Annotated in this window: 20 protein-coding genes; 5 read left to right on the forward strand and 15 right to left on the reverse strand. The window is 46.7% G+C overall.

Going from position 1 to position 21,561, the window contains the following annotated elements; all coding sequences use genetic code 11:
* Positions 1-186: 186 nt before the first annotated feature.
* From ST37_RS04315 to aspA, 8 genes are all read right to left on the reverse strand, one after another.
* A complete protein-coding gene (locus ST37_RS04315) occupies positions 187-1,161 on the reverse strand; it encodes a glycosyltransferase family 2 protein (protein WP_084884088.1) in 975 nt (324 codons plus the stop codon).
* Between the two features lie 369 nt (positions 1,162-1,530).
* A complete protein-coding gene (locus ST37_RS04320; protein WP_084884089.1) occupies positions 1,531-1,686 on the reverse strand; it encodes a class IIb bacteriocin, lactobin A/cerein 7B family in 156 nt (51 codons plus the stop codon).
* Positions 1,687-1,948: 262 nt separating this feature from the next.
* Positions 1,949-4,018, reverse strand: a complete 2,070-nt coding sequence (locus ST37_RS04325; RefSeq protein WP_197687446.1) for a peptidase domain-containing ABC transporter — start codon at positions 4,016-4,018, stop codon at positions 1,949-1,951.
* A complete protein-coding gene (locus tag ST37_RS04330) occupies positions 4,018-5,271 on the reverse strand; it encodes an HlyD family efflux transporter periplasmic adaptor subunit (protein WP_084884091.1) in 1,254 nt (417 codons plus the stop codon). The genes ST37_RS04325 and ST37_RS04330 overlap by 1 nt, the downstream gene beginning before the upstream one ends.
* Entirely contained in the window at positions 5,268-5,471 is a 204-nt protein-coding gene (locus ST37_RS04335; protein ID WP_084884092.1) for a LuxR C-terminal-related transcriptional regulator, read from the reverse strand. The genes ST37_RS04330 and ST37_RS04335 overlap by 4 nt, the downstream gene beginning before the upstream one ends.
* Positions 5,472-5,819: 348 nt before the next feature.
* The gene (locus ST37_RS04340) at positions 5,820-7,562 is read right to left on the reverse strand and encodes a protein-disulfide reductase DsbD (protein WP_084884094.1); all 1,743 of its coding nucleotides are present in this window, start codon (positions 7,560-7,562) and stop codon (positions 5,820-5,822) included.
* Positions 7,563-7,831: 269 nt separating this feature from the next.
* Positions 7,832-9,139 carry an anaerobic C4-dicarboxylate transporter gene (locus ST37_RS04345; RefSeq protein ID WP_084884095.1) on the reverse strand — a complete coding sequence of 436 codons (1,308 nt, stop codon included), beginning with the start codon at positions 9,137-9,139 and terminating at the stop codon, positions 7,832-7,834.
* Between the two features lie 76 nt (positions 9,140-9,215).
* On the reverse strand, positions 9,216-10,649 hold the full coding sequence (aspA, locus tag ST37_RS04350; protein ID WP_084884097.1) for an aspartate ammonia-lyase: 1,434 nt from the start codon (positions 10,647-10,649) through the stop codon (positions 9,216-9,218).
* A 336-nt stretch (positions 10,650-10,985) separates the two neighbouring features.
* Between aspA and ST37_RS04355 the strand changes: the two genes are divergently transcribed.
* On the forward strand, positions 10,986-11,495 hold the full coding sequence (locus ST37_RS04355; RefSeq protein ID WP_084884098.1) for an FxsA family protein: 510 nt from the start codon (positions 10,986-10,988) through the stop codon (positions 11,493-11,495).
* 126 nt (positions 11,496-11,621) lie between these two features.
* Here ST37_RS04355 and trmL read toward each other — a convergent pair whose 3' ends face one another.
* The 3 genes from trmL to ST37_RS04370 form a co-directional block, all read right to left on the reverse strand.
* Positions 11,622-12,098 carry a tRNA (uridine(34)/cytosine(34)/5-carboxymethylaminomethyluridine(34)-2'-O)-methyltransferase TrmL gene (gene trmL / locus ST37_RS04360; RefSeq protein WP_084884167.1) on the reverse strand — a complete coding sequence of 159 codons (477 nt, stop codon included), beginning with the start codon at positions 12,096-12,098 and terminating at the stop codon, positions 11,622-11,624.
* A 157-nt stretch (positions 12,099-12,255) separates the two neighbouring features.
* Positions 12,256-13,629, reverse strand: a complete 1,374-nt coding sequence (gene cpxA, locus ST37_RS04365) for an envelope stress sensor histidine kinase CpxA (RefSeq protein ID WP_084884100.1) — start codon at positions 13,627-13,629, stop codon at positions 12,256-12,258.
* Positions 13,630-14,316 carry a response regulator gene (locus ST37_RS04370; RefSeq protein ID WP_084884102.1) on the reverse strand — a complete coding sequence of 229 codons (687 nt, stop codon included), beginning with the start codon at positions 14,314-14,316 and terminating at the stop codon, positions 13,630-13,632. It abuts the gene before it with no gap.
* 188 nt (positions 14,317-14,504) lie between these two features.
* On the opposite strand from ST37_RS04370, the gene ST37_RS04375 reads away from it, so the two are divergent.
* The 3 genes from ST37_RS04375 (at position 14,505) to pfkA (ending at position 17,344) form a co-directional block, all read left to right on the forward strand.
* Complete coding sequence (locus tag ST37_RS04375) at positions 14,505-15,005, forward strand: CpxP family protein (protein WP_084884103.1); 501 nt, start codon at positions 14,505-14,507, stop codon at positions 15,003-15,005.
* Between the two features lie 160 nt (positions 15,006-15,165).
* Positions 15,166-16,071: a CDF family cation-efflux transporter FieF gene (gene fieF, locus ST37_RS04380; protein ID WP_084884169.1), complete on the forward strand. Its 906-nt coding sequence runs from the start codon at positions 15,166-15,168 to the stop codon at positions 16,069-16,071.
* A gap of 310 nt (positions 16,072-16,381) precedes the next feature.
* Positions 16,382-17,344 (forward strand): 6-phosphofructokinase, encoded by a 963-nt coding sequence (pfkA, locus tag ST37_RS04385; RefSeq protein WP_084884105.1) that lies wholly within the window; start codon positions 16,382-16,384, stop codon positions 17,342-17,344.
* Between the two features lie 337 nt (positions 17,345-17,681).
* Here the strand turns inward: pfkA and tpiA are convergent, their stop codons facing one another.
* The 4 genes from tpiA to glpX form a co-directional block, all read right to left on the reverse strand.
* Positions 17,682-18,452, reverse strand: a complete 771-nt coding sequence (gene tpiA, locus ST37_RS04390) for a triose-phosphate isomerase (protein WP_084884106.1) — start codon at positions 18,450-18,452, stop codon at positions 17,682-17,684.
* A gap of 290 nt (positions 18,453-18,742) precedes the next feature.
* A complete protein-coding gene (locus ST37_RS04395; RefSeq protein ID WP_084884108.1) occupies positions 18,743-19,078 on the reverse strand; it encodes a DUF3135 domain-containing protein in 336 nt (111 codons plus the stop codon).
* A gap of 92 nt (positions 19,079-19,170) precedes the next feature.
* Positions 19,171-19,791, reverse strand: coding sequence for a metalloregulator ArsR/SmtB family transcription factor (locus ST37_RS04400; protein ID WP_084884109.1), 621 nt, complete (start codon positions 19,789-19,791; stop codon positions 19,171-19,173).
* 132 nt (positions 19,792-19,923) lie between these two features.
* Positions 19,924-20,931, reverse strand: a complete 1,008-nt coding sequence (gene glpX / locus ST37_RS04405) for a class II fructose-bisphosphatase (RefSeq protein WP_084884111.1) — start codon at positions 20,929-20,931, stop codon at positions 19,924-19,926.
* Between the two features lie 327 nt (positions 20,932-21,258).
* On the opposite strand from glpX, the gene zapB reads away from it, so the two are divergent.
* A complete protein-coding gene (gene zapB / locus ST37_RS04410) occupies positions 21,259-21,501 on the forward strand; it encodes a cell division protein ZapB (RefSeq protein ID WP_084884113.1) in 243 nt (80 codons plus the stop codon).
* Positions 21,502-21,561 lie beyond the last annotated feature (60 nt).

Raw genomic sequence — 21,561 nt, forward strand, 5'->3', positions numbered from 1 at the left:
GATTTAATGCGATTGATTGTCTTCGTTGAGCTACTGCTTTTGATTGATTTACCTGAAAATATAGAAGGCCAATTAAACAGTTTGATTCTAAAACTTTCATGCATCGTGAGCCCTTTAGGTACAACTGTTTTTAGTGATTTTTAAGCCGCTACTAAATTACAATATTAGGCTTGGCTACTTTTCTATTTACATTTCAATAGATCTAGCAATCTCCTTACAGATTTTTTTAGTTAGGAATGATGTTTCTTCAGGTTCATTTTTTGCAAGAAAGTCTTCTAATTCAGTTTCAAATTCCCTTTCTAGATTTCCTTCGAAGCGTTGAAGAATATTAAAAAACTGCGCATCAAAATGACATTTATGTCTATTTAAACATTCCAATGATTCGGTTAGTACACGGTCTATCTCATTGTTGTTTAATAGTAGGCTTATTAATAGAGAATATGCAGAGTGACTATATATATCCGGAGTTAAGGCCGAACTAGCCAACCGTTTTGATAGTTGTATACGCTCTGACACAGGCGTGCAATTATTGTCGTATAGGAGGTAATAGTATAACCAACGAGCGTTACTAGGCTCTTCTCTATGTTGCATTGTAAGTAATTTAAGATTTCTTTCAGATTTATATTGGAAGTGAGTTGTGGATTTGTCGTAACCACTATGAGTAAAGGTAATAGGCAGTTTTTTAACGGTAGCGCTACGTGCTTCTATATACTCATGTACTCTACCATGAAATCTATGTTTTCCATTGTTGGGTAAAATCCTGATTAGAGAGTGTGTTATTCTAGACTCTGAAATAATTCTTGGGCATCCAAGTGAGTAATCCTCTCCATTTACTAAATACCTATGAATGGAATTTCTAATACTATTATTAGGGTCATCTATCAATCTTTCATCCGCATCTATGAAGATTATCCACTCATTGCTACAGTAATCTATTGCAGCATTTCTTGCTTCAGAAAAGGAGTTATTCCAAGAGCCTTGATATATTAGAACCTTATCACTAGGATAATTGCGAGCTAAACTAATTGTACTATCAGTGCTACCTGTATCATAAATAATTAGCTCATCTATGGATTCTATAATGGAACTTATGCAGTCATAGATATTTTTCTCTTCATCTTTAGTGATTATTACTGCACTAAATTTAATATCACTAACCATTATTATGATACCTTAAGTAGTAGAATATCGCCGACGATATCATGCCCAACACTTGTGTGGTTGTATTTTCTAAAGAACCACTGTGGTAGAATGAATAAATCGCTGAAACAAGAAAGAAGATGAATATTAAAATAAGTGTTAATTTCATATCACGTCCCATTTTGCCCGCTTTAAAAAAGCGGGCCGATTATTTTACCTAGCTCCACCCACACATCCGTATGGTGATGGCGTAGGAATTGGTCTATTAGATATATATCGGCCGAGGGCACGACCAATATCATAGGATAGATCACCAGGATTGCCACCACTGACTTTTAACAATTCACTTTCATCTAGTGTTTTATTTACCTTTTCCATTTGAAATATCTCCTATTTTTTCTCGTTGTATCCATCTCTAAATCCACGGGAAAATTTGTAAATCTCATTGGCAGCGGCAACTAATCCAGCCGCTGCACCTATTGCGACAATAACAGGAGGAATGCCACCAGAAACTTTCTGTAAATTGTCTTTGTTTAATTCTCTCATAATTATATCCTTTTAATTTATTACTTCATTATTGAAGCTATATAATTATGGGTGAAAGTTTCATTAAATAAACTACTCGTATGGGTAGTTATATATTTGTTGTTTTCTATAAAATAGTACTCAAATTTAATATGGTCACATTTTATGAACAATGTAATGGATGATTTGGGAGCAGCTTCAAATTAGTGATGCAACGAAATGAAAACTTAAAGTATCCAAGAGAGGCGGATCGATATTTGGTTATAGATAAGGTGGGGAACACTCATAACTCCAACACCCGATCAGCACTTCGAATAGTCTCCGGCCGATGCGCCACAATCACGCGGGTTATGTTTAACCGCTTAATATTCTCATTCACGATCGCCTCGTTGGTTACATCCAAGTGCGAGGTGGCTTCATCCAAAAACAGGATTTTTGGGCGTCTATAGAGGGCTCTAGCCAACAGTACCCTCTGTTTTTGCCCTCCTGAAAGCGCAGCACCCATATCACCGATTAGAGTGTTGTAGTTCATTGGCATCGTCATAATATCGTCGTGAACGTTTGCCATGCAGGCGCACTCGACTAGCCAATCTCGGTCTAAGTTTGCGTCAAAAAAAGCGATGTTGTCTGCGATGGAGCCAGAGACTAAATGGTCGTCTTGCATAACGGCAGCAATTTGTTGTCGGTAATTGTCGATGCTGTGAATGTCGCTGCCATCGATTGTGATTGTGCCGGAGCTGGGAGTGAGTAATCCCATCAGGCATTTCACTAGGGTGGTTTTTCCGCAGCCGGACGGTCCGGTGATTGCGATGGAGTCACCGGCGTTAATCGTAAAAGATAACTCGGTAAAAGCGGGAGGCTCAGAGTCACTGTAGCGGTAGCTGATGTTGTGGATGCGTAGTTGCCCATTAATGTTTTGTACAAGCGGGATACCGCTGCGGGCGGTCTCTGTTGGGGTTAGAGCAATATCGGCTAGGCGCTCCAAATGCACGCTGAGCATTTTGATTTCGATGCCTTTTGAAATGAGCGAGTCGATGCTGTTGGTGAAATGGTTTTTGTAACTCATGAACGCATACAACATGCCGATGGACAAGACGTTTCCCATCACTGCGGTTGCAGCAAAATAGACCACCAAAATGTTCTCTATGCCAAACAGCAGTGCGTTTGCTAGCGAGAAACTGAGCGTCCATTTGCCTATGGCGATGTCTTGATTCATCGCATCGGCGTATCTGTTGTGCCAAAGGTTTTGTCGCTCGCTTTCTTTGCCAAATACTTTGACGCTTTGTATGGCGCGAACGGTTTCCATAAAGTTTGAGTTTTCTTTGGCGTGACTAATAATGCTGTTTTCGGTAAGTCGCTTTATAGGCCTATACAGTGCCGCGCGCAACATCGCGTAAAGGGCGACACTCGCCAAAACAATCAAGGTGAGTTTAACGCTATACAGCAGCATCATTACCAGCGTTACTATCGCGAGTACACCGTCAACGATAACCGACACAATTCCAGTGCTAAGGAGCTCTTTAATTTCGTGTAGCGACCCAAACCTCGACACAATGTCGCCCATGTGGCGCTTTTCAAAGTAGTCCATCGGCAGGTGCACTATGTGCCGAAATAGATTGGCTGCCATTTGAATGCTGAGTTTGCTCGATAAGTGAAGCACCAACAGGCCTCGTAACCACTCGGTTAACGACTGAACCAGCATCAATAAGGCAAAGCCTATGGCAAGCACTGCCAGTAACTGGGTATCTCGTGTGAGCAGTACATCGTCTATGACAGTTTGCATATAAAAGGGGCTGGCTATGGCAAATATCTGCAATAGCAGTGACAGCAGTAATATTTGTAAGATGTGCCGTTTTAGCCCCGTAACACGCGTCCATAGCTGGTGGAAGTGCAGCGTTTGTTTGTATTCTGCTGCCGAAAACTGTTGTGAAGGGGTGAGCTCTAAGGCAATTCCGGTGAAGTGATTAGAAAACTCAGACAACGTCATACTTTTTTGGCCGCTTGCGGGGTCGTGGATCACCGCATGTTTGCTATTAACGTGTTTGAGTACCACAAAATGGTTCATGTCCCAGTGAAGCACGCAGGGAGTTTGCAACTGGGGGAGGTGCTCCATATCGAGTTGAAGAGCGCGGCCGATGAGGTCTAATTGACTCGCCATACTCATTAACTGTTTTAAGTTCACTCCATGGTTAGACACCGAAAAACGCTGCCGAAAGTGCGCCAGATCGCCGCGATACCCATGGAAATGCGCAACCATCGCCAAGCACGCCAAGCCACACTCTGCCGCTTCGGTTTGACGTACCACAGGCAGATGCTGTGACGTCCCTAGTTTCAATAATGTATGTGTCGACACTACACAAATCTCCCTTTTAAACTGAGTAATGGCTCGAGCAACCACTCCAGCAATGAGCGCTCATCCAGCCGAATGTGAGCGTCAAACTGAATGCCTGGCTGCAGTGAAAAGCTCTTGCCGTAGGCCTGCACCTGTTGTGAGTCGATTTTCACCGTGACCCTATAGCTTGGCTGGCTAATATGCAGAGGGAGATGCTGCCATTCATTGGGAATGAGCACATTTTTACTGATCTCGACGACCTCTCCTTGGTAGACCCCAAACTTTTGAAACGGAAAAGCGGTGTATTTGAGCGCGACGCTTTGCCCAGGTTGAATAAAACCAATCGCGTGAGAAGGCACCAGCAATTCACCTTGCAACGTACTGTGTTGTGGTAAGACGCTGAGCAGTGGCGTTTGGCTGGAGACATGTTGTCCCTGGTGCAGCTGCATACTGCTAATCACGCCAGCTTGCTCTGCACGTAGTACAAATTGATGGTTGGATTGCGCGTCAAGCAGCTGGCGTTGCAGTTGGTAATGCTGTGCTTTAAGCTGATCGAGTTGGTTTTTCTGCTCGGTAGGCAGCAGGCTAAGCTGTTGGTCAATGTTGATGAGTTGCTGATGATTTTGGCTTTGTTGCTGCAGCAGGTTTTCTCGCTGCGCAACTAAATTTAGGTACTGGCGGTGTACTTCATTATGTTGCACCTGCGTGATGTGCTTTTGCTTTAGTAGCCCATCGAGGGCAGAGAGCTGCTGCGCAGAAAGTCGCTGCTGCAGCTCCAGTGTCTCCAGTTGCGCCTCAATGTGAGTGAGTCGCTGCTCGATGCCTTTTCGGTCTAAAGACAGTTGTTGGGTGCGATGTTCAATGGTGTGCAGAACGCGATCTTGTTGTTCTTGAAGCAGGGCTTGCTGGCCTTGCAGTACGCTGATGTGAGCCGCGAGGGTCTCTTTACCTGCGGTGCTGACTTTTGACGAGCCAATAATGGCCAGCGGTTGCCCTAACTCAACATTAACCCCTTCTTCTACTAAGACTTTTTTTACAATACCGGACTGCGGGGAATACACTTTAAGAATGCCTTTATCTGGCATCAGCACGCCGGTAACACGCTCTTGCCGCGCAAAGCTGGCGTGGGCTAGGAAGGTGCCAAAAATGACAACAAGCGTAAGTAGAACACCCACTACCATAGGCTGAGACAACGGTTGTAGCAGCAGTACATCGCCTTCCAGACGAGTCTGTTGCTGCTTAAGGGCTTTGCGCCGAAACAGTGTGCTTCTCATTTTGACGCCTCAACACCGAGTAGGAAGGCTTGGTCATTGAGCAGTCGCGCGGTTAACTCGGTGCGACATTGCACCTCGTGAATCCGAAACAGTTGCTTGCAGTGATACTTTACGGTGTTTTCAGAAATGTAGAGCTGGCGCGCAATCTGCTTATTGGACAGTCCTTGGCAAAGAAGTTGCGCGACTCGTTGCTGTTTCATGGCTCATCTCCCCACGTAATGACGTTATGAGTGTTGGCTGAGCGTGGTTTATCTTCCAAGTGAATTTGGCTTGATTGAGAGAGGTTTATCGTTCTTGTATGTAACGACATAAAGGCATGCAAAGAAACGGGATCTGGCTAGTAAATTGATGCCCTCAAGTGCAGGGAAGTGCTAGCCTCAGAGAATTGGCTCCAAGATAACTGTACGGAGACAACTGTGCAGGTTTTGGTATTAAAAAGGCCAAGCGATGTGTGAGTCGCTTGGCTGTAATGTTGGCTTCTAGCGTCGCTTTGCGCTGACTAGAAAACTGTACATAGAAAACTATATATAGAAAACTATGTATAGAAACTACGGCTGAAGAGTTAAGTGCGCATTGAGATGCTGACTGAACCGGTCTGCATTCATAAACCCAGTCACGCGGGCTTGGGTGATTTTTTGTCCCCGTTCATTCCAAAACTCAATGGTCGGCAAACCAAGAACGCCTAGCTCTTTTAATAACTCAATGTCTTGGACGCGGTTTTTGGTGACATCCGCTTGCAGTAGCACCATGTTTTCCAATAGCGGCTCAACTTGAGCGTCGTGGAAGGTGTATTTTTCAAACTCCTTACATGCGCTGCACCAGTCGGCATAAAAATCGAGCATGACTGGCTTGCCTTCAAGCTTGGCACGAGCCAACTGTTTATTAAGATCAAACACGGTGTCAATTTTGACAAACTCAATGCTCGATGCCGGAGCTTGTTGCGCAGCGTGAATGTCGAGCAACGGCTTGGTTGACGCAACGATGCCCAGTACTGCTACGATTCCAATCAGGCTCTGTTTCCATCCGCCAAACTCAAAGCTGTTCTTCGCTTTAAATAACCAGCCGAAGGTGGCAAAACCGAGCAACGCCCACAATATTGCACTCCACAGATCTGGCAATATGCGCTCTAAGAAAAACAGAGGCGCGGCAAGCAGGATAAAGCCAAAGAACACTTTTACGCGCTCCATCCAAAGTCCGGATTTTGGCAGGAGCTTATTACCATAAACCGCCACCAAAATAAGAGGGATACCCATACCCAGTGCCAACGCATACAGTGCGAGTGCGCCAGTTAGCAGATCACCGCTTTGTGCAACGTATAGTAGTGCACCAGAAAGCGGTGCGGTTGTGCAGGGCGAGCATACCAAACCAGAGATTGCTCCCATGGTAAATACGCCAGCGGTGTTACCGCCACTTTGAGCATTGCTCCACTGGTTGAGTTTGGTCTGCACACTGCTTGGCAGTTGCAGGGTGTATACCCCAAACATAGACAGTGCCAGCAATACAAACAACACGCTGATGGTGATCAAGATTGCAGGGTGTTGTAGGGCCGCTTGAAACTGTACGCCCATTGACGCGACGACCAACCCTAATAGGGTGTAGGTGAGCGCCATACCTTGAACGTAGATAAAGGACAATTTAAAGGCATGTCGAGGCGTTGTATTTCCTTGGCCGACCACGATGGAGGTGATAATTGGGTACATCGGAAATACGCAGGGCGTAAACGCAAGTCCCACACCTAGCAGTAGAAACAGCACTGGCGTCCACCCGTTGTCACCGAGTTTGGAGGCAAACGAGGCGTCTTGGCTTAAAGGTGCTGCTGAGCTTCCTATATCGGTTGCGGCGGCATTTGCAACCAAACTGATTGGAAAGGTGCGGCGTTCCGGTGGGTAGCAAAAACCCGCTTTTGCGCAGCCTTGGTACTCTACCGTGAGTTCTGCGTCGCTTGAGGTAACGGCGTCGAGGGTAAGCGTCGCCACAACGGGCTCGGTGTAAATATTGACGTCACCAAAAAACTCATCTTTGTATGGCGCTCCATCGACAAGATCGACGTTCACAATGGTGGCATCGGTTGCCTTAAAGGACATTCTGGATTGATAGAGGTAATAGTCTGGGGCAACGTCCCACTCAACCTTAATTTGATGTTGGCTTTGTGACACTTGAATAGGAAAAGCTTCATCAACAGGCACAAAACTGTTGCCACCATTAAAACTGCTGCTCGATGAAAAATCGGCAAAAGCAGAAAAAGACACTAGGGTGCAGAGCAGTAAACAAAAATGCTTGAGAGTTCGCATGAAAAAGGCGGTTTCCTTAGTTCTGTGGTTGTGCTGTTACATTAGACCGTCATTGCCGATGAATTGTTTCATCTCATTAGGCTATAGAGTACTGGAAAATTCACTGCAATGCATCGCTGGTCATTGGTTGCCTTTTTAGACTGTTAGTAAAACGAAAAAATCCCAACCAAATGGTTGGGATTTACTGCGAGTAAGTGGACTGTGCTGATTCCTTCAGTCCACTGTGCATAGATAAATTCAGCTATGCAAAACTTAAATTTGCTTCGCAATTACAAAATTACGCTACCCCAAACAAACCCAAGAGTTACGGCGGTACTGATTGTTACCACGCCAGGAATAAAGAATGGGTGGTTAAACACGTATTTGCCGATGCGCGTCGAGCCAGTGTCGTCCATCTCGACCGCGGCCAAAAGCGTTGGGTACGTTGGTAGAACAAACAGCGCACTTACTGCAGCAAAAGAGGCGACTGCGGTGAGCGGTGCAACGCCAATTGCCAGCGCGGCAGGCATAAGTGCCACTGTTGTCGCGCCTTGAGAGTAAAGAAGCATAGAGGCAAAAAACAGTACCAAAGAGAGCATCCATGGGTAGTCAGCCAATAGGGTGCCGGCAACTTCTTTGATCTCGTTGACATGTGACTGAACAAACGTCGAGCCTAGCCAAGCAACACCAAGAACACACACACAAGCGGTCATGCCTGAGCGGAATGTTGCCGCGGCAGGAATGTTGTTGGTGTCTATTTTACAGGTTAAGACGATAAGTGCTGCTGCGCCAAGCATGAATGTCATGATCGCTTCATTACGTCCAAGTGCAGGATCTTCAATAAGCCCTACAGAGCCTGAAATCGCCACAGCGTAGGTCACAACGGCAAGGATTGCGGCAATGAAAATATAGGTGGCTTTTTTTGCGGTAGGAAGAAGCGTACGTTGCTCAGGACCTTTTACTTTGATAAGCCCTGCTTCTAATCGGCGAATGTATTCCGAATCATCTTTCAGCTCACAACCCATATAGTTTGCCACAAACGCACCGACCATACAGGCGATGAATGTGGTTGGGATACAAACTGCAAGAAGACTGAGGTAATCAATACCATGCGGGTCCAGCATCGCGGCAAACGCCACGACAGCTGCAGAAATTGGCGACGCTGTAATCGCGATCTGAGAGGCAACAACCGCAATAGACAGTGGACGTGATGGACGTACACCTTGACCTTTGGCCACTTCGGCAATCACCGGAAGCGTCGAGAACGCGGTATGACCCGTCCCTGCCATCAGTGTCATAACAAAGGTGACGATCGGTGCGTAAAAAGTGATGTGTTGAGGGTTTTTCCGCAGAAAGTCCTCAGAGATTTGCACCAACCAGTCCATACCGCCGGCTACTTGCATAGCGGCAATGGCCGTGATCACCGACATAATGATCAGTATTACGTCAATTGGAATATAGGCTTGCGATGTCGGGACACCTAACAGCAGTGACAAAACGACAACGCCAGCGCCACCGGCTAGACCAATGCCGATGCCACCCATGCGGGCACCCAAATAGATAAACAGCAGAACAACAAATAGCTCTATAACAACCATGTGTTTTTCCTTTAATAAAATTAATATTTGAACGGTTAAAAAGTCCCCTGCAGAACTCAGCTTGCAGGGGATGGAGTTAGTATCGTTTGGCTCTGTATTGTGGATTCATCAGATTCTCAACCGAGAATATCTCGTCGAGATCCGACTCAGTTAGCAGGCCGCGCTCAAGTACGACTTCACGGACGCTCTTGCCTGTCTGGGCACAGATTTTACCGACGATGTCGCCTTCATGATGGCCAATGTATGGGTTTAAGTAGGTCACAATACCGATAGAGTTAAGAACGTAGGCTTCACACACTTCACGATTGACGGTGATCCCGCTGATGCATTTGTCGCGTAAGTTTACGCACGCATTGCTGAGAATGTCTAAAGACTCAAACATGGCTTGCGCGATAACCGGTTCCATAACATTGAGTTGCAGTTGCCCACCCTCAGCAGCAAAAGAGATGGTGTTGTCGTTGCCCAGCACTTTAAAGCAGACCTGGTTCACCACCTCTGGCACGACTGGGTTTACTTTAGCTGGCATGATTGATGAGCCGGCTTGCAGCTCTGGTAAGTTCAACTCGTTTAGACCAGCGCGTGGACCCGACGAGAGCAGCCTTAGGTCATTACACACTTTAGACAGTTTAACCGCTAGGCGTTTTAAGGCGCCGTGGATCATGACGTAGGCGCCACAATCGGAAGTCGCTTCAATTAAGTCTTCGGCAGGTACGCAGTCCAAACCGGTCACAACAGCAAGCTCTTTTACGGCCAGTTCTTGATACCCTTTTGCCGCATTTAAGCCGGTACCAATTGCGGTTGCTCCCAAGTTGACTTCTAGCAGCAGTTTGCTGGTGTATTGCAGGTTACGGATTTCTTCGTTAAGCGTTACTGCCCACGCGTGGAACTCTTGCCCTACGGTCATTGGCACGGCGTCTTGCAATTGAGTTCGGCCCATTTTTAGTACATCAGCAAACTCTTCGCTTTTGACATCAAACGCACCTTTTAGGTACTCAATCGACTCTATTAGCTTGCTGACACTGTTATAAACTGCAATGCGAAACCCAGTAGGGTAGGCACAGTTGGTGGATTGGCTCTTATTGACATGGTCATTAGGGTTAATAAATTCATACTGACCTTTTTCTTTGCCCATCAGTTCTAGGGCGACATTCGCGATCACCTCGTTGGCATTCATGTTGACAGAGGTGCCAGCGCCACCTTGAAAGACATCCGATGGGAACTGATCCATGCATTTCCCCGTATCGAGAATAAGGTCGCAGGCATCGATGATGTGCTTGGCAATGTCGGCCGGAATAACGCTTAACTCGGCGTTGGCGATAGCGGCTGCTTTTTTGGTCATGATCATACCGCGTACAAACTCAGGGACATCTGAAATCGTAGTGCTGGATATGTTGAAGTTTTCGATGGCGCGTAAGGTATGAATACCGTAATACGCATCAGCAGGTACGTGGCGTTGGCCTAGGAGATCTTCTTCTACACGCGTTGCTGATTGAACAGGGGATTGCGTCATATTGGATCCTTTTTTATGTGTATTGTCAGCTAAATATAGGTGGTAATTCACCGATGAATGCTAACTCTCTAAAAAGAATCCGTTCATGAGGGCAGCCAGTAATGTCTCCCATTACCGATTGAGCGTAAGTGTAATCGCAAACCCACCATGAAAAACCTATATGCATCAAATTATTTCCTTAAAACCTAAATAATTGACCTAACATTGACCTAAGTAAAAGTGAGTAAATGTGTTTCGAGTAACTTGAGATTAAATCGTCGCCTCAGTAGAGTGAGAGACAAGATGACTTGATCGAGATTAGGAATATGATTGAGTCCATAACCAGAAGGTAGAAGTATGTTTGCAATATTGTTAACTCTGTTTATTGTGGTGCCAATCGTCGAGATTGCCCTGTTTATTCAAGTAGGCGGAGCATTAGGTGTTGGCATGACAGTGGCATTGGTTGTGATCACTGCATTAGTCGGCGCTTCTTTGGTACGTAGCCAAGGGCTGCAAACCATTATGTCGGTGCAAAATAGGCTCCAACAAGGCGAGATGCCAGCGCAACAGATCGTTGAAGGCGTGATGTTAGCGGTTGCAGGCGTATTGTTGTTAACCCCAGGTTTTATGACCGATGCGTTTGGCATGATTGTACTAATGCCAGCACCTCGCGCGGCCATCGCCAAACAGTTAATGAGCCGTGTGCAAGTGCAAGCGAGCAGCGCGCAGTTTGGCCACTTTGAACAGCATGGACAACACAACCCAGGTCATAACCCATTTCAGCAGTCAGATCGCTTTGATTCGATGTCGGACGGAAATACCTTTGAAGGCGAATACGAACGCAAAGACGACGAAGAGCGCAAATAAAACGTCCCATTAGTACCGGCAAACCCAAACCAAAAAGGGAGCACAGCGTGCTCCCTTTTTGTTTTCGCTTCCAGCCCCTCGCAGCGCAGCGTCCCCGCTCCTCGCAGCGCAGCGTCCCCGCCCCACCTAAACCGCACCATCAAAACCCATCTGCCGCCAAGCTTCAAACGCAATAATAGCAACCGCATTAGACAGATTTAGGCTTCGAGCATCAGGCATCATCGGGATCCGAATACGCTGTTCCATCGGTAAGCTTTCGATGACCTCACTAGGCAAGCCACGAGTTTCTGGACCAAACAACAATACATCCCCCGATTGGTACTGGGCATCAACATGGTGTCCGGTGGTTTTGGTGGTGCATGCAAATAAGCGGTATGGTTGATCACGCTGCTCTAAATACGCCATAAACGCGTCGAAATCTTTATGGCGTGTTACGCGGGCCAGATCGTGATAGTCCAGTCCTGCACGTCGAACCTTCTTTTCTTCTAGATCAAACCCTAATGGTTCAATCAGATGCAAATTCGCACCACAGTTGGCGCACAAACGGATAATATTGCCAGTATTAGGCGCAATTTCGGGTTCATACAGAGCAATATCAAACATACCAAAACAACCTTTAATGAATAGTGTTTCCAAGGCTAAAGAGTTCCTTGCAACATTTCAATCAAAGAACGGCTGCAATCTCCAATTCTCGTCAAACAACAACCGACAAACAAAAACCCCGCGCCATTGGCCACGGGGTTTTTAATGCTGGTGATTATTAAACAATGGGTAGGATTATCTCCACTCTTAAGCCTTTTCTTGGGCTTTCTAGCGCTCTTATTGAACCGCTGTGCTGTGCTACTGCGCTAGAGGCAATCGCCAATCCTAATCCAGCACCGCCCGAATCACGATCACGGGCTGTCGAGACTCGATAGAAGGGGCGGAATATTTCGTCACGCTCATGCTCTTCTACCCCAGGGCCATCATCATCAACCAAAATGGTCAGTGAGGTGGCGCTGGCCGCAAACATAATATCCACTTTTTGTGTGCAGTAGTGGATGGCGTTGCGCACTATGTTTTCCACGGCACTTTCTAGCAGTTGAGAGTTACCGTTAAGTTTTACTTGAGGCAGTGCATTGTAGTTGAGCGTGACTTCGCACTGCTCCGCTTCAAAGCACGCGTCTTCTAACATGTCGTAGAACAGCTCTTTTACGGTGTGGTTTTCGCGCGTTTGGTGCGCGTCAATCTGCATTCTCGATAGTTTAAGCAGCTCACTGATCATGCGCTCTAATCGGTCTGCTTCTGTTTCTATGCGTCTTAATTCATCGGACTCGCCCAGTTTACGGCAGGCCAGTGCGTTGGCCATTTTAAGTCGAGTTAATGGTGAGCGAAGTTCGTGAGAAATGTCCGACAACAACCGCTGTTGCGAGGAGACCATGTTGTTGACCGACAGCACCATTTGGTTAAATGCTTTGCCGGTTTGCCTAAAGTCGACACTCCCTTTTTCCAGCTTAGGATCGGGGGTGAACTCGCCTCTGGCTACGCGTTTTGCGGCTATTTCTAGGCGGCGGGCGGGTTGGCTTAATGCCCATGCGAGTGATATTAGTAGGGGAGTGCTGACTAACATCACTACAACAAGCATTTGGAATGGCTTATCGAACAGTTGCAGTACCAGCGGGGGAGGAAGATCCCACTTAAAGCCTGCGTACATGGTCAGCTCTTCACCGGCAATAATCACAGGAAATGGACCCGCAAGCATAAAGCGCCCGAACAACTGCTGTTTAGGAGATTCGGATTCGGTAAAATTGGTAATGAAGTTTTGCAACGCGCGCTGCTTCATACCATTTTCATTACTTATGATGTTGTCTTCTTTATCGACTAGGTAGTAGCGGGCATCTCGTCCACCCACAATGGTGCGATCGATTTCTTTTACCGCGGTAGGTAAACTTTCGTAGTGTTGATAGCGGCGTTCGAAGCGTTCGACCACTTTGGTGATTTCATTGAGGCGATCTTTAGACATCAGCGTCGGTTTACGAGGGTCCATTTTTTGTACTGCAAACACGGTCAACAGCACCAATAGAATAGTGGTCCAAAAAATCGCAAAGATTCGGCCGTACAGACTCGATACTCGACACCAACCAGGGATTTTCATTTATACCTCGACTAACAAATAACCGCGGCCACGCAAGGTTTTGATCCTTGGTTTGCCGTCTTCGCGCTCAGGGAGCTTCTTACGTAAATTGGACACGTGCATGTCAATGGCTCGATCAAATGGAGCAAGACGCTTTCCAAGCACTTCTAAACTTAAGTCTTCTTTAGTGACAATGTTGCCTGGGTTTTTAATGAAGTATTCCAGAAGCGCAAATTCGGTAGACGTAAGATCTAAAGCTTGCTCTTGGCAACTGGCTTCTTGCGTTCCCGAGTTAACACAAATGTCCAAATAACAGAGTGAATCCGAGGTTTTTACCTCTTCAACTTTAGGTTGAGTGCGACGCAAAATAGCGCGAATGCGCGCGAGTAGTTCACGGTCGCTAAAAGGCTTAGGCAAGAAGTCATCAGCACCTAAGTCGAGGCCGATGACGCGATCCCACTCTTCCCCTTTAGCGGTTAAAAACAGAACCGGTGTTTCCCAGTTTTCGCGAAGCTTCTTTAGCATCTCAATACCATTGAGCCTAGGCATCATAATATCTAGGCAGACTAGATCAATCGAGTCGTTAACCGCTTCTAATCCCGCTTGTCCGTCATTGGCCACTGACACTTGATACCCTTCAAGCGTCAGTATATCGCTCAATAGTCCAGTGAGTTCTTTGTCGTCGTCAACAAGTAGAATATGTGCCATTTGTACCTCTTAATTATGTGTCAGCGACTCTCCTTAAAGTTACTAAAGTGTAACCTCGTTTAACTGAGCCGAATCAGTTCTTTACTTTTCTTTACAGTCTCTATACGTCGGTTTACCTTGCAGCGCTTATTCTAAACTCATCAACGGCCAACGAGCCACACTACATAACCAAAGATGGAGATCATCCCATGAAAATGAAAAAAATTGCTCTAGCAGCTGTCCTAATCCCACTAGCGCTAGGTTCTGCGAGCGCAATGGCGTTTGGTGGTGGTAAAGGTGGCGAACAACGCGGCGGAATGGATAATCGCATGCTTCGTCAACTCGACCTAACTGATGAGCAAAAAGACCAGCTAAAAGAAATTGCACAAACACAACGTGATGCTAAACGCGGCGCAATGGTAGAAAATCGACAAGCGCGCATGGCAGAAATGCAAGCGGCTAAAACCGCAGAACTTGACCTAGTACTGGCAGCCGACTTCGATGAAGCTCAAGCGCAAGAATTGGCGGCTAAAATGGTTGAAATGCAGCAATCTCGTTACGTAGAGAAACTACAACTTCAACACGAAATGATGAGTGTGTTAACCGATGAGCAAAAAGCTGAGCTAAAAACACTGCAAGCTGAGCGCATGGCTGAAATGGCCGAAAAAGATGGAAAAGGCGGTAAAAAAGGCGGCAAAAAAGGCTGGTAATCGCTCCAAACTGAACGTTTAACTCCCTGCTATCCATGGCACAGTTCGCCCCTTACTTTCGAGTTTGGGGCGTTTTTTTGTTTGTAGAGTCGGGAATGGCTTAATCTTAATCGGCGACCTGTTATACTTTGGCTACGATTCTCTTCTCTTGTTCTCTATTGTGAAAACTGAATATGCACGCTTGGTAACAACCGCCGCGTGGTTAGCAACCGCAGTTGCGTCACTTCTCTTGATTGTAAAAATTGCCGCATGGTGGGTCACGGGCTCCGTCAGTTTGCTGGCAGCGTTGATCGATTCTTTGTTGGATATAGGCGCGTCTGGCGTTAACTTAATGGTGATCAAATATGCGCTGCAACCTGCAGACAAAGAACATACCTTTGGGCATGGTAAGGCCGAATCTTTAGCGGCTTTGGCACAGGCGATGTTTATTTCTGGCTCTGCTCTGTTCTTATTGTTGCATGGCGTGGAGAGATTGTTCCACCCTCAAGATATGGCTCAGCCTCAAATTGGTATCTATGTGACGTTATTCGCCACCTTCGTCACTTTTGGGTTGGTACGTTTTCAAAAATACGTGGTGTCTAAAACTGGCAGCCAAGCTATCGCCGCCGATTCTTTGCATTATCAAACCGACCTGTATATGAATGCGGCCATCATGGTCGCTATTGGTTTATCTTGGTATGGATTTGGGCAAGCAGATGCGGTATTTGCTATTGGTATCGGCTTCTATATTTTGTATTCTGCATTCCAGATGCTTAAAGAAGCCATACAGTCTTTGTTAGACAGACAATTGCCACAAGAAGAGCTGGACGAAATTATGGCGATGAGCCGTGAAGTCGACGGTGTATATGGTATTCACCAATTGCGCACACGCATGTCGGGTCCAGTGCGGTTTATTCAACTGCACTTGGAATTGGATGATGATCTCCCACTGCGAGAGGCGCATCGGATCGCCGATGAAGTAGAAGATAAAATAATGCAGCGCTTTGAGCATTCAGATGTGTTGATACACCAAGACCCTAAATCTGTCGTACCCATCAAAGAGCGAGATCAATTACAACCTTGGTAAAGGGCGGACGCTTTTGCCTACGCGATTACGTTAGCCTAGCTCATGGCGAAGGTGGAGAGTGGGGGCGGAGAAAGTGATGTCACTGGGGACTTGTTGAATGTGCCACAAGTGACTATCTTTGTAAGCAGACGTAGAATCTGATGTGAATCAACACTATTTTTTGTTTATATTGTAATACTGTTACAAAAGTAGCTTAGTTTCAGATATTGTCGCGGTAATGTGTTGTTTTGGTAGGGCTCAATAACGCGCAACAATTGATGCGACAATCACAACAAAAATTTGTAATTTTCCCAACTGTTTGAGGGTGAACATGATTAAAAAAATCGGTGTACTAACCAGTGGTGGCGACGCGCCAGGAATGAACGCAGCGATCCGCGGTGTGGTACGTACAGCTTTGTCAAAAGACCTTGAAGTGTACGGTGTATTTGACGGCTATCTTGGCCTGTATGAAGACCGAATCAAAAAACTGGATCGTTCAAGTGTCTCTGACGTGATCAACCGCGGTGGTACTTTCCTTGGTTCAGCACGCTTCCCAGAGTTTAAAGAAGTGGAAGTTCGTGAGCAAGCGATCAAAAACCTTAAAAAGCACGGCATCGAAGCCCTAGTAGTTATCGGTGGTGACGGCTCTTACATGGGTGCGAAGAAACTGACTGAAATGGGCTACCCTTGTATCGGTCTTCCGGGCACCATCGATAACGATATCGCAGGTACCGATTACACCATTGGTTACCTGACAGCACTGAACACCGTTATTGATGCTATTGACCGTCTGCGTGACACGTCTTCGTCTCACCAACGCATCTCTATCGTAGAGATCATGGGACGCCACTGTGGTGATTTGACGCTAATGTCTGCGATTGCGGGTGGTTGTGAATACATCATTACTCCTGAGCAGCAATGGAGCAAAGAAGAGCTTATTGATGAGCTTAACGAAGGCATGAAAAAAGGTAAGAAACACGCCATTATTGCCCTTACTGAGCTGATGATGGATGCCAACGATCTGGCAAAAAGCATTGAAGAGTCAACCGGTCGCGAAACTCGTGCAACGGTTCTTGGCCACATTCAACGTGGCGGTCGTCCGACTGCATTTGACCGCGTATTGGCATCGCGCATGGGTAACTATGCGGTACACCTATTGATGGAAGGCCATGGCGGTCGTTGTGTGGGTATCCAAAAAGAAGAGTTGGTTCACCACGACATCATTGACGCGATTGAAAACATGAAGCGTCCAGTGCGTAAAGACTTGTACGAGGTTGCGGAAGAGTTGTTCTAACTCTGGGTTGAACGTAGAACGTTTTTTTTGAAACCGCCTGATTGGGCGGTTTTTTTGTGGCTGAGAGGAGGTGAGGGGCGAGGGGCGAGAAGCTAGGGGCGAGGGCGCTTTGCTGCGAGGAGCGGGGACGCTGCGCTGCGAGGGGCGAGGAGCGAGAAACGAGAAACGAGGACGCTGCGCTGCGAGGAGCGAGGAGCGAGGAGCGAGGGGCGAAAAGCGAGGAGCTAGGGGCGAAAAGCGAGGAGCTAGGGGCTAGGGGCGAAGGGCTAGGAGCTTGAAATTGGCGCGTAAAAAAGGCCACCTTGTGGTGGCCTCTTGGTATTTGAATGGCGTGTAATTACGCTTTTGCTTTTGCTGCTGCTTTAGCGATAGCTGCGAAGCTTTTCGCGTCTAGTGCTGCGCCGCCAACTAGAGCGCCGTCGATGTCTGGGCATGCGAAGTATGCTTCAGCATTTTCAGGCTTAACAGAACCGCCGTATTGGATGATTACTTGATCAGCAATCGCTTGGCTCTTAGTTGCAATGTGAGCACGGATAGAAGCGTGGATGCGTTGTGCATCTTCAGCTGTCGCTGCTTTACCAGTACCGATAGCCCAGATTGGCTCGTACGCGATGATTGCGTCTTGAAGCGCGTCAACACCTAGAAGGTTGATAACAGCGTCGATTTGACGTGCACATACCGCTTCTGTTTCGCCAGCTTCGTTTTGTGCTTCAGATTCACCGATACATAGAACAGGCGTTAGGCCGTTTTCTTTTAGGAAACCGAATTTCTTAGCAACAAACTCGTCTGATTCTGCGTGGTATTCACGACGCTCAGAGTGACCGATGATGATGTGAGAAGCACCAAACTCTTTAAGCATTGCAGGAGACATGTCGCCAGTGAATGCACCGCTGTTGTTAACGTCAGTGTTTTGAGCACCAAGGATCACAGCGCTACCAGCGTCAGTCAGAGTACGCTCTGCAAGATCGATGAACAGTGCTGGTGGAGCAACAGCAACGTCTACGCCTGTTACGCCTTCTAATTCCGCATTAAGACCAGTAAGCAAGTCAACAACCATTTCCTTGCTACCATTTAGTTTCCAGTTACCCATAACTACAGGCTGACGCATAGCATCCTCTCTATCATTTCAATGTAAAAAATAAACAAATATGGTGTAGGAATATAACAGAAATAATCAGATTTTACATGACACGAGTCATGACTTTACGGTTATTTTCTACCCTAGAGAAAGAGTGTAGACGGAATGCTCGAGATGTGTGGAATAAATTCGCAACACCTAATTGAACCAACAAGTAGATAGCTGGAAGCCGTTGAGACCGTGGTTGCGATAGTCACAGCCACAGTGTCTGATTTCAATAGCAGTAAATATCGAGATGGTTATGGCTGGTGTTGGCCAATCTAATGGCGACCAAACTGCACAACTGTTGCTGAATAGGTCGGGGTTTCGGGCTGTTCGCCGCGTAATTCACCCAATGCGGTGTTGAGCTTACGCAACTGTTTTTGCAGCTCTGCGTACAGTTTTACATTGACCTGATGCGGGTTATTGCAGCTTTCTATGACCCTATCTATGTGGCTCTGTTGCGCGCGCAGCCTTGGTTGCATTTCAGGGGAGGCGTTGATAATGGCGTGTTCAATTTGCTGTTGTCGGTAGCGTTCAAATTGCTGCGGGTCGTCCTTGGCCATTTTGACCAAAGCGTCAAAGTCGAGTTTGTCTTCGTGATACACCAACTGCATAGCTCACCTTCCTTGCACTGCCTGTTTATTAAGCATACGAGGTGAGTCAGAGATAATGTTTCTCATTTTTGAGAGGAATAGAGTGCGTTAAATCAGCCAAGTGGTGTGATTTTGTAGACGCAGCGACGCTGTCCAGAAACAATATGTTCATTGCGTTCAAGGAGAGCATGCTCTTTTAATACCTGTTTAAAGATGCGTTGTTCAGAGTGACACAGTGATGGACATCGCTTAGCCGCTTGACAAATAGGGCAATGATTTTCAATCAATAAGAAGTGGTCAGGAAGAACTTTCAGCTCAACCATATACCCTTCCTGATCGCGCAATTCACACAGTATTTGTAATTTTTGCTGCAAACTTTGCCCAGATTGCATAGCCGCTTTATAGGTTTTGAGGGCTTTTTCTTCACGTTGCAACGTGATCTTTTCGACCCCTTCGTTTCCGTATAAAGATTCGATGGCGTCAATAAATTGAATGGCCAGTTCGCCATGGCGGTCAGTAAATTGTGCATGACCTTTCGCCGTAAGTGTCCAGTGTCGGGTTGGTCGTCCAACTTTGGCTTTAATATCGTGAAAGCTGAGGATGCCGTCTTCCTCAAGAGCAAGAAGGTGCTGACGAGCGCCCATGGTCGTGATATTAAGATCCACCGATAACTGCTTGGCAGTTACCGTTCCTTGGCGTTTTACTTTTTGCAGTATCAGATCAACCGTTTTCATACCACTCCCTCTGGTGTGCCAAAGATTATCCTTGAATCGATAAATAAAGTAAACGGTTTGTTAATTGTGCTGGAATGAAAAAGGCTCCTAGAATCTAGGAGCCTTGATAATGATCGAGTCGACGTTAACGGATTACAAAATGAAATCGCGTACTTCGTCGTCTTTACGCTCGAGGTAGTGAATAGACTTGATACGACGGATCGTACGGCAGCGACCGCGGATCAGCAAAGTCTCGGTGGTTGCGATGTTACCTTGACGAGTGATCCCTTCAAGGAGGTCACCTTTGGTGATCCCCGTTGCTGCGAAGACTACGTTATCGCTGCGCGCCATGTCGTCCATTTTTAAACGAATGTTGGCTTCGACACCCATCTCCTTACAACGTTTGAGCTCTTCTTCGCCCCAGCGACGGTTTTCTTCAGTATCGCCTTTTACATCGTGACGCGCCATGAGACGGCCATGCATGTCGCCATCGAGTGCGCGAATAACCGCAGCAGAAACAACGCCTTCTGGTGCGCCGCCGATGCAGTACATGACATCGACTTCGCTGTCTGGCATACAGGTAAGAATGGAGGCCGCAACGTCACCGTCGGGCACTGCAAATACACGTACCCCCATTGCTTGCATTTCGGCAATGATGGCGTCGTGGCGTGGTTTGGCTAAGGTGATCACGGTAAGTGCATCTAATGGCTTGTTGAGTGCCTTAGCGATATTCACTAAGTTGTCGGTGAGCGGTTGGTCGAGGTCAATCACCCCTTTCGCTCCAGGGCCAACAACCAGCTTTTCCATGTACATGTCAGGCGCTTTTAAGAAACTGCCCTTTTCGCCCGCCGCTAACACAGCCAGTGCGTTTGATTGACCCATTGCCGTCATGCGTGTCCCTTCAATAGGGTCTACGGCGATGTCTACGGCGTCACCGCCAAGGCCAACTTGTTCGCCAATGTACAACATCGGAGCGTCATCAATTTCACCTTCACCGATAACAATCTCGCCGCTAATGTCCGTTTTATTTAGCAGGTTGCGCATCACTTCTACCGCAGCACCATCTGCGGCATTTTTGTCGCCACGTCCAAGCCATTTGTATCCAGCTAACGCTGCGCCTTCTGTCACTCGTGAAAAAGCCATTGCTAAATCGCGTTTCATTATGTCCTCACTTGCTTAGGGAGTGCATGTAGTCACATGCAGTAAAATTCAATTTGAAAAGCTGTAAATAATTGCGCGGGATTCTAGCATACTTTCAACCAAACGTTTGCGCTGTAGATTGATGTACCTCATTGTTGTGTCGGTTTGCCGATGGTTTTTTAACCTGCTTAGTTGCAGAAAAGCGGCTTTGCAAGTTTTCGGTCAATAACGGTTTAAAAAATGCCCAATCAATCAAAAAAACACAGATAGGGAGTGCCCAAATGCGTTAGCCTAAGTAGAATGATCCGAATAACTAAGAACTATCCCAAGATAACTAGGTAGGCAGATATGTCGTTAGAAGTATTAGAACAGCTAGAGCAGAAGATCCAAACTGCTGTAGACACCATTGCTCTATTGCAAATGGAAGTAGAAGAACTAAAAGAGCAAAAAGGCGAACTTGAGCAAAAAGCGAATTCTCTACAAAGCGGTTATGCTGAACTAGAGCAGCAAAATGCACAGCTTAAGACTGATCACGAAGCGTGGCAAACTCGCATTCGTGGCCTACTTGGTAAGATGGAAGAAGTCGAGTAATTCGACGACTTTCAAAAAAATCCCTAGCGAGTGAACTTAGCGCGATGCCGAGTTTTCCCG

The organism is Vibrio sp. qd031, assembly GCF_002100145.1.
Classification (GTDB): Bacteria; Pseudomonadota; Gammaproteobacteria; order Enterobacterales; family Vibrionaceae; genus Vibrio.

What these genes read in the sequence shown, in the direction of transcription:
- ST37_RS04315 (WP_084884088.1), bottom strand. Translation starts at nt 1,161, where the DNA reads ATGGTTAGTGATATTAAATTTAGTGCAGTAATAATCACTAAAGATGAA.
- ST37_RS04320 (WP_084884089.1), bottom strand. Translation starts at nt 1,686, where the DNA reads ATGAGAGAATTAAACAAAGACAATTTACAGAAAGTTTCTGGTGGCATT.
- ST37_RS04330 (WP_084884091.1), bottom strand. Translation starts at nt 5,271, where the DNA reads ATGAGAAGCACACTGTTTCGGCGCAAAGCCCTTAAGCAGCAACAGACT.
- ST37_RS04335 (WP_084884092.1), bottom strand. Translation starts at nt 5,471, where the DNA reads ATGAAACAGCAACGAGTCGCGCAACTTCTTTGCCAAGGACTGTCCAAT.
- ST37_RS04340 (WP_084884094.1), bottom strand. Translation starts at nt 7,562, where the DNA reads ATGCGAACTCTCAAGCATTTTTGTTTACTGCTCTGCACCCTAGTGTCT.
- ST37_RS04345 (WP_084884095.1), bottom strand. Translation starts at nt 9,139, where the DNA reads ATGGTTGTTATAGAGCTATTTGTTGTTCTGCTGTTTATCTATTTGGGT.
- aspA (WP_084884097.1), bottom strand. Translation starts at nt 10,649, where the DNA reads ATGACGCAATCCCCTGTTCAATCAGCAACGCGTGTAGAAGAAGATCTC.
- ST37_RS04355 (WP_084884098.1), top strand. Translation starts at nt 10,986, where the DNA reads ATGTTTGCAATATTGTTAACTCTGTTTATTGTGGTGCCAATCGTCGAG.
- trmL (WP_084884167.1), bottom strand. Translation starts at nt 12,098, where the DNA reads ATGTTTGATATTGCTCTGTATGAACCCGAAATTGCGCCTAATACTGGC.
- cpxA (WP_084884100.1), bottom strand. Translation starts at nt 13,629, where the DNA reads ATGAAAATCCCTGGTTGGTGTCGAGTATCGAGTCTGTACGGCCGAATC.
- ST37_RS04370 (WP_084884102.1), bottom strand. Translation starts at nt 14,316, where the DNA reads ATGGCACATATTCTACTTGTTGACGACGACAAAGAACTCACTGGACTA.
- ST37_RS04375 (WP_084884103.1), top strand. Translation starts at nt 14,505, where the DNA reads ATGAAAATGAAAAAAATTGCTCTAGCAGCTGTCCTAATCCCACTAGCG.
- pfkA (WP_084884105.1), top strand. Translation starts at nt 16,382, where the DNA reads ATGATTAAAAAAATCGGTGTACTAACCAGTGGTGGCGACGCGCCAGGA.
- tpiA (WP_084884106.1), bottom strand. Translation starts at nt 18,452, where the DNA reads ATGCGTCAGCCTGTAGTTATGGGTAACTGGAAACTAAATGGTAGCAAG.
- ST37_RS04395 (WP_084884108.1), bottom strand. Translation starts at nt 19,078, where the DNA reads ATGCAGTTGGTGTATCACGAAGACAAACTCGACTTTGACGCTTTGGTC.
- ST37_RS04400 (WP_084884109.1), bottom strand. Translation starts at nt 19,791, where the DNA reads ATGAAAACGGTTGATCTGATACTGCAAAAAGTAAAACGCCAAGGAACG.
- glpX (WP_084884111.1), bottom strand. Translation starts at nt 20,931, where the DNA reads ATGAAACGCGATTTAGCAATGGCTTTTTCACGAGTGACAGAAGGCGCA.
- zapB (WP_084884113.1), top strand. Translation starts at nt 21,259, where the DNA reads ATGTCGTTAGAAGTATTAGAACAGCTAGAGCAGAAGATCCAAACTGCT.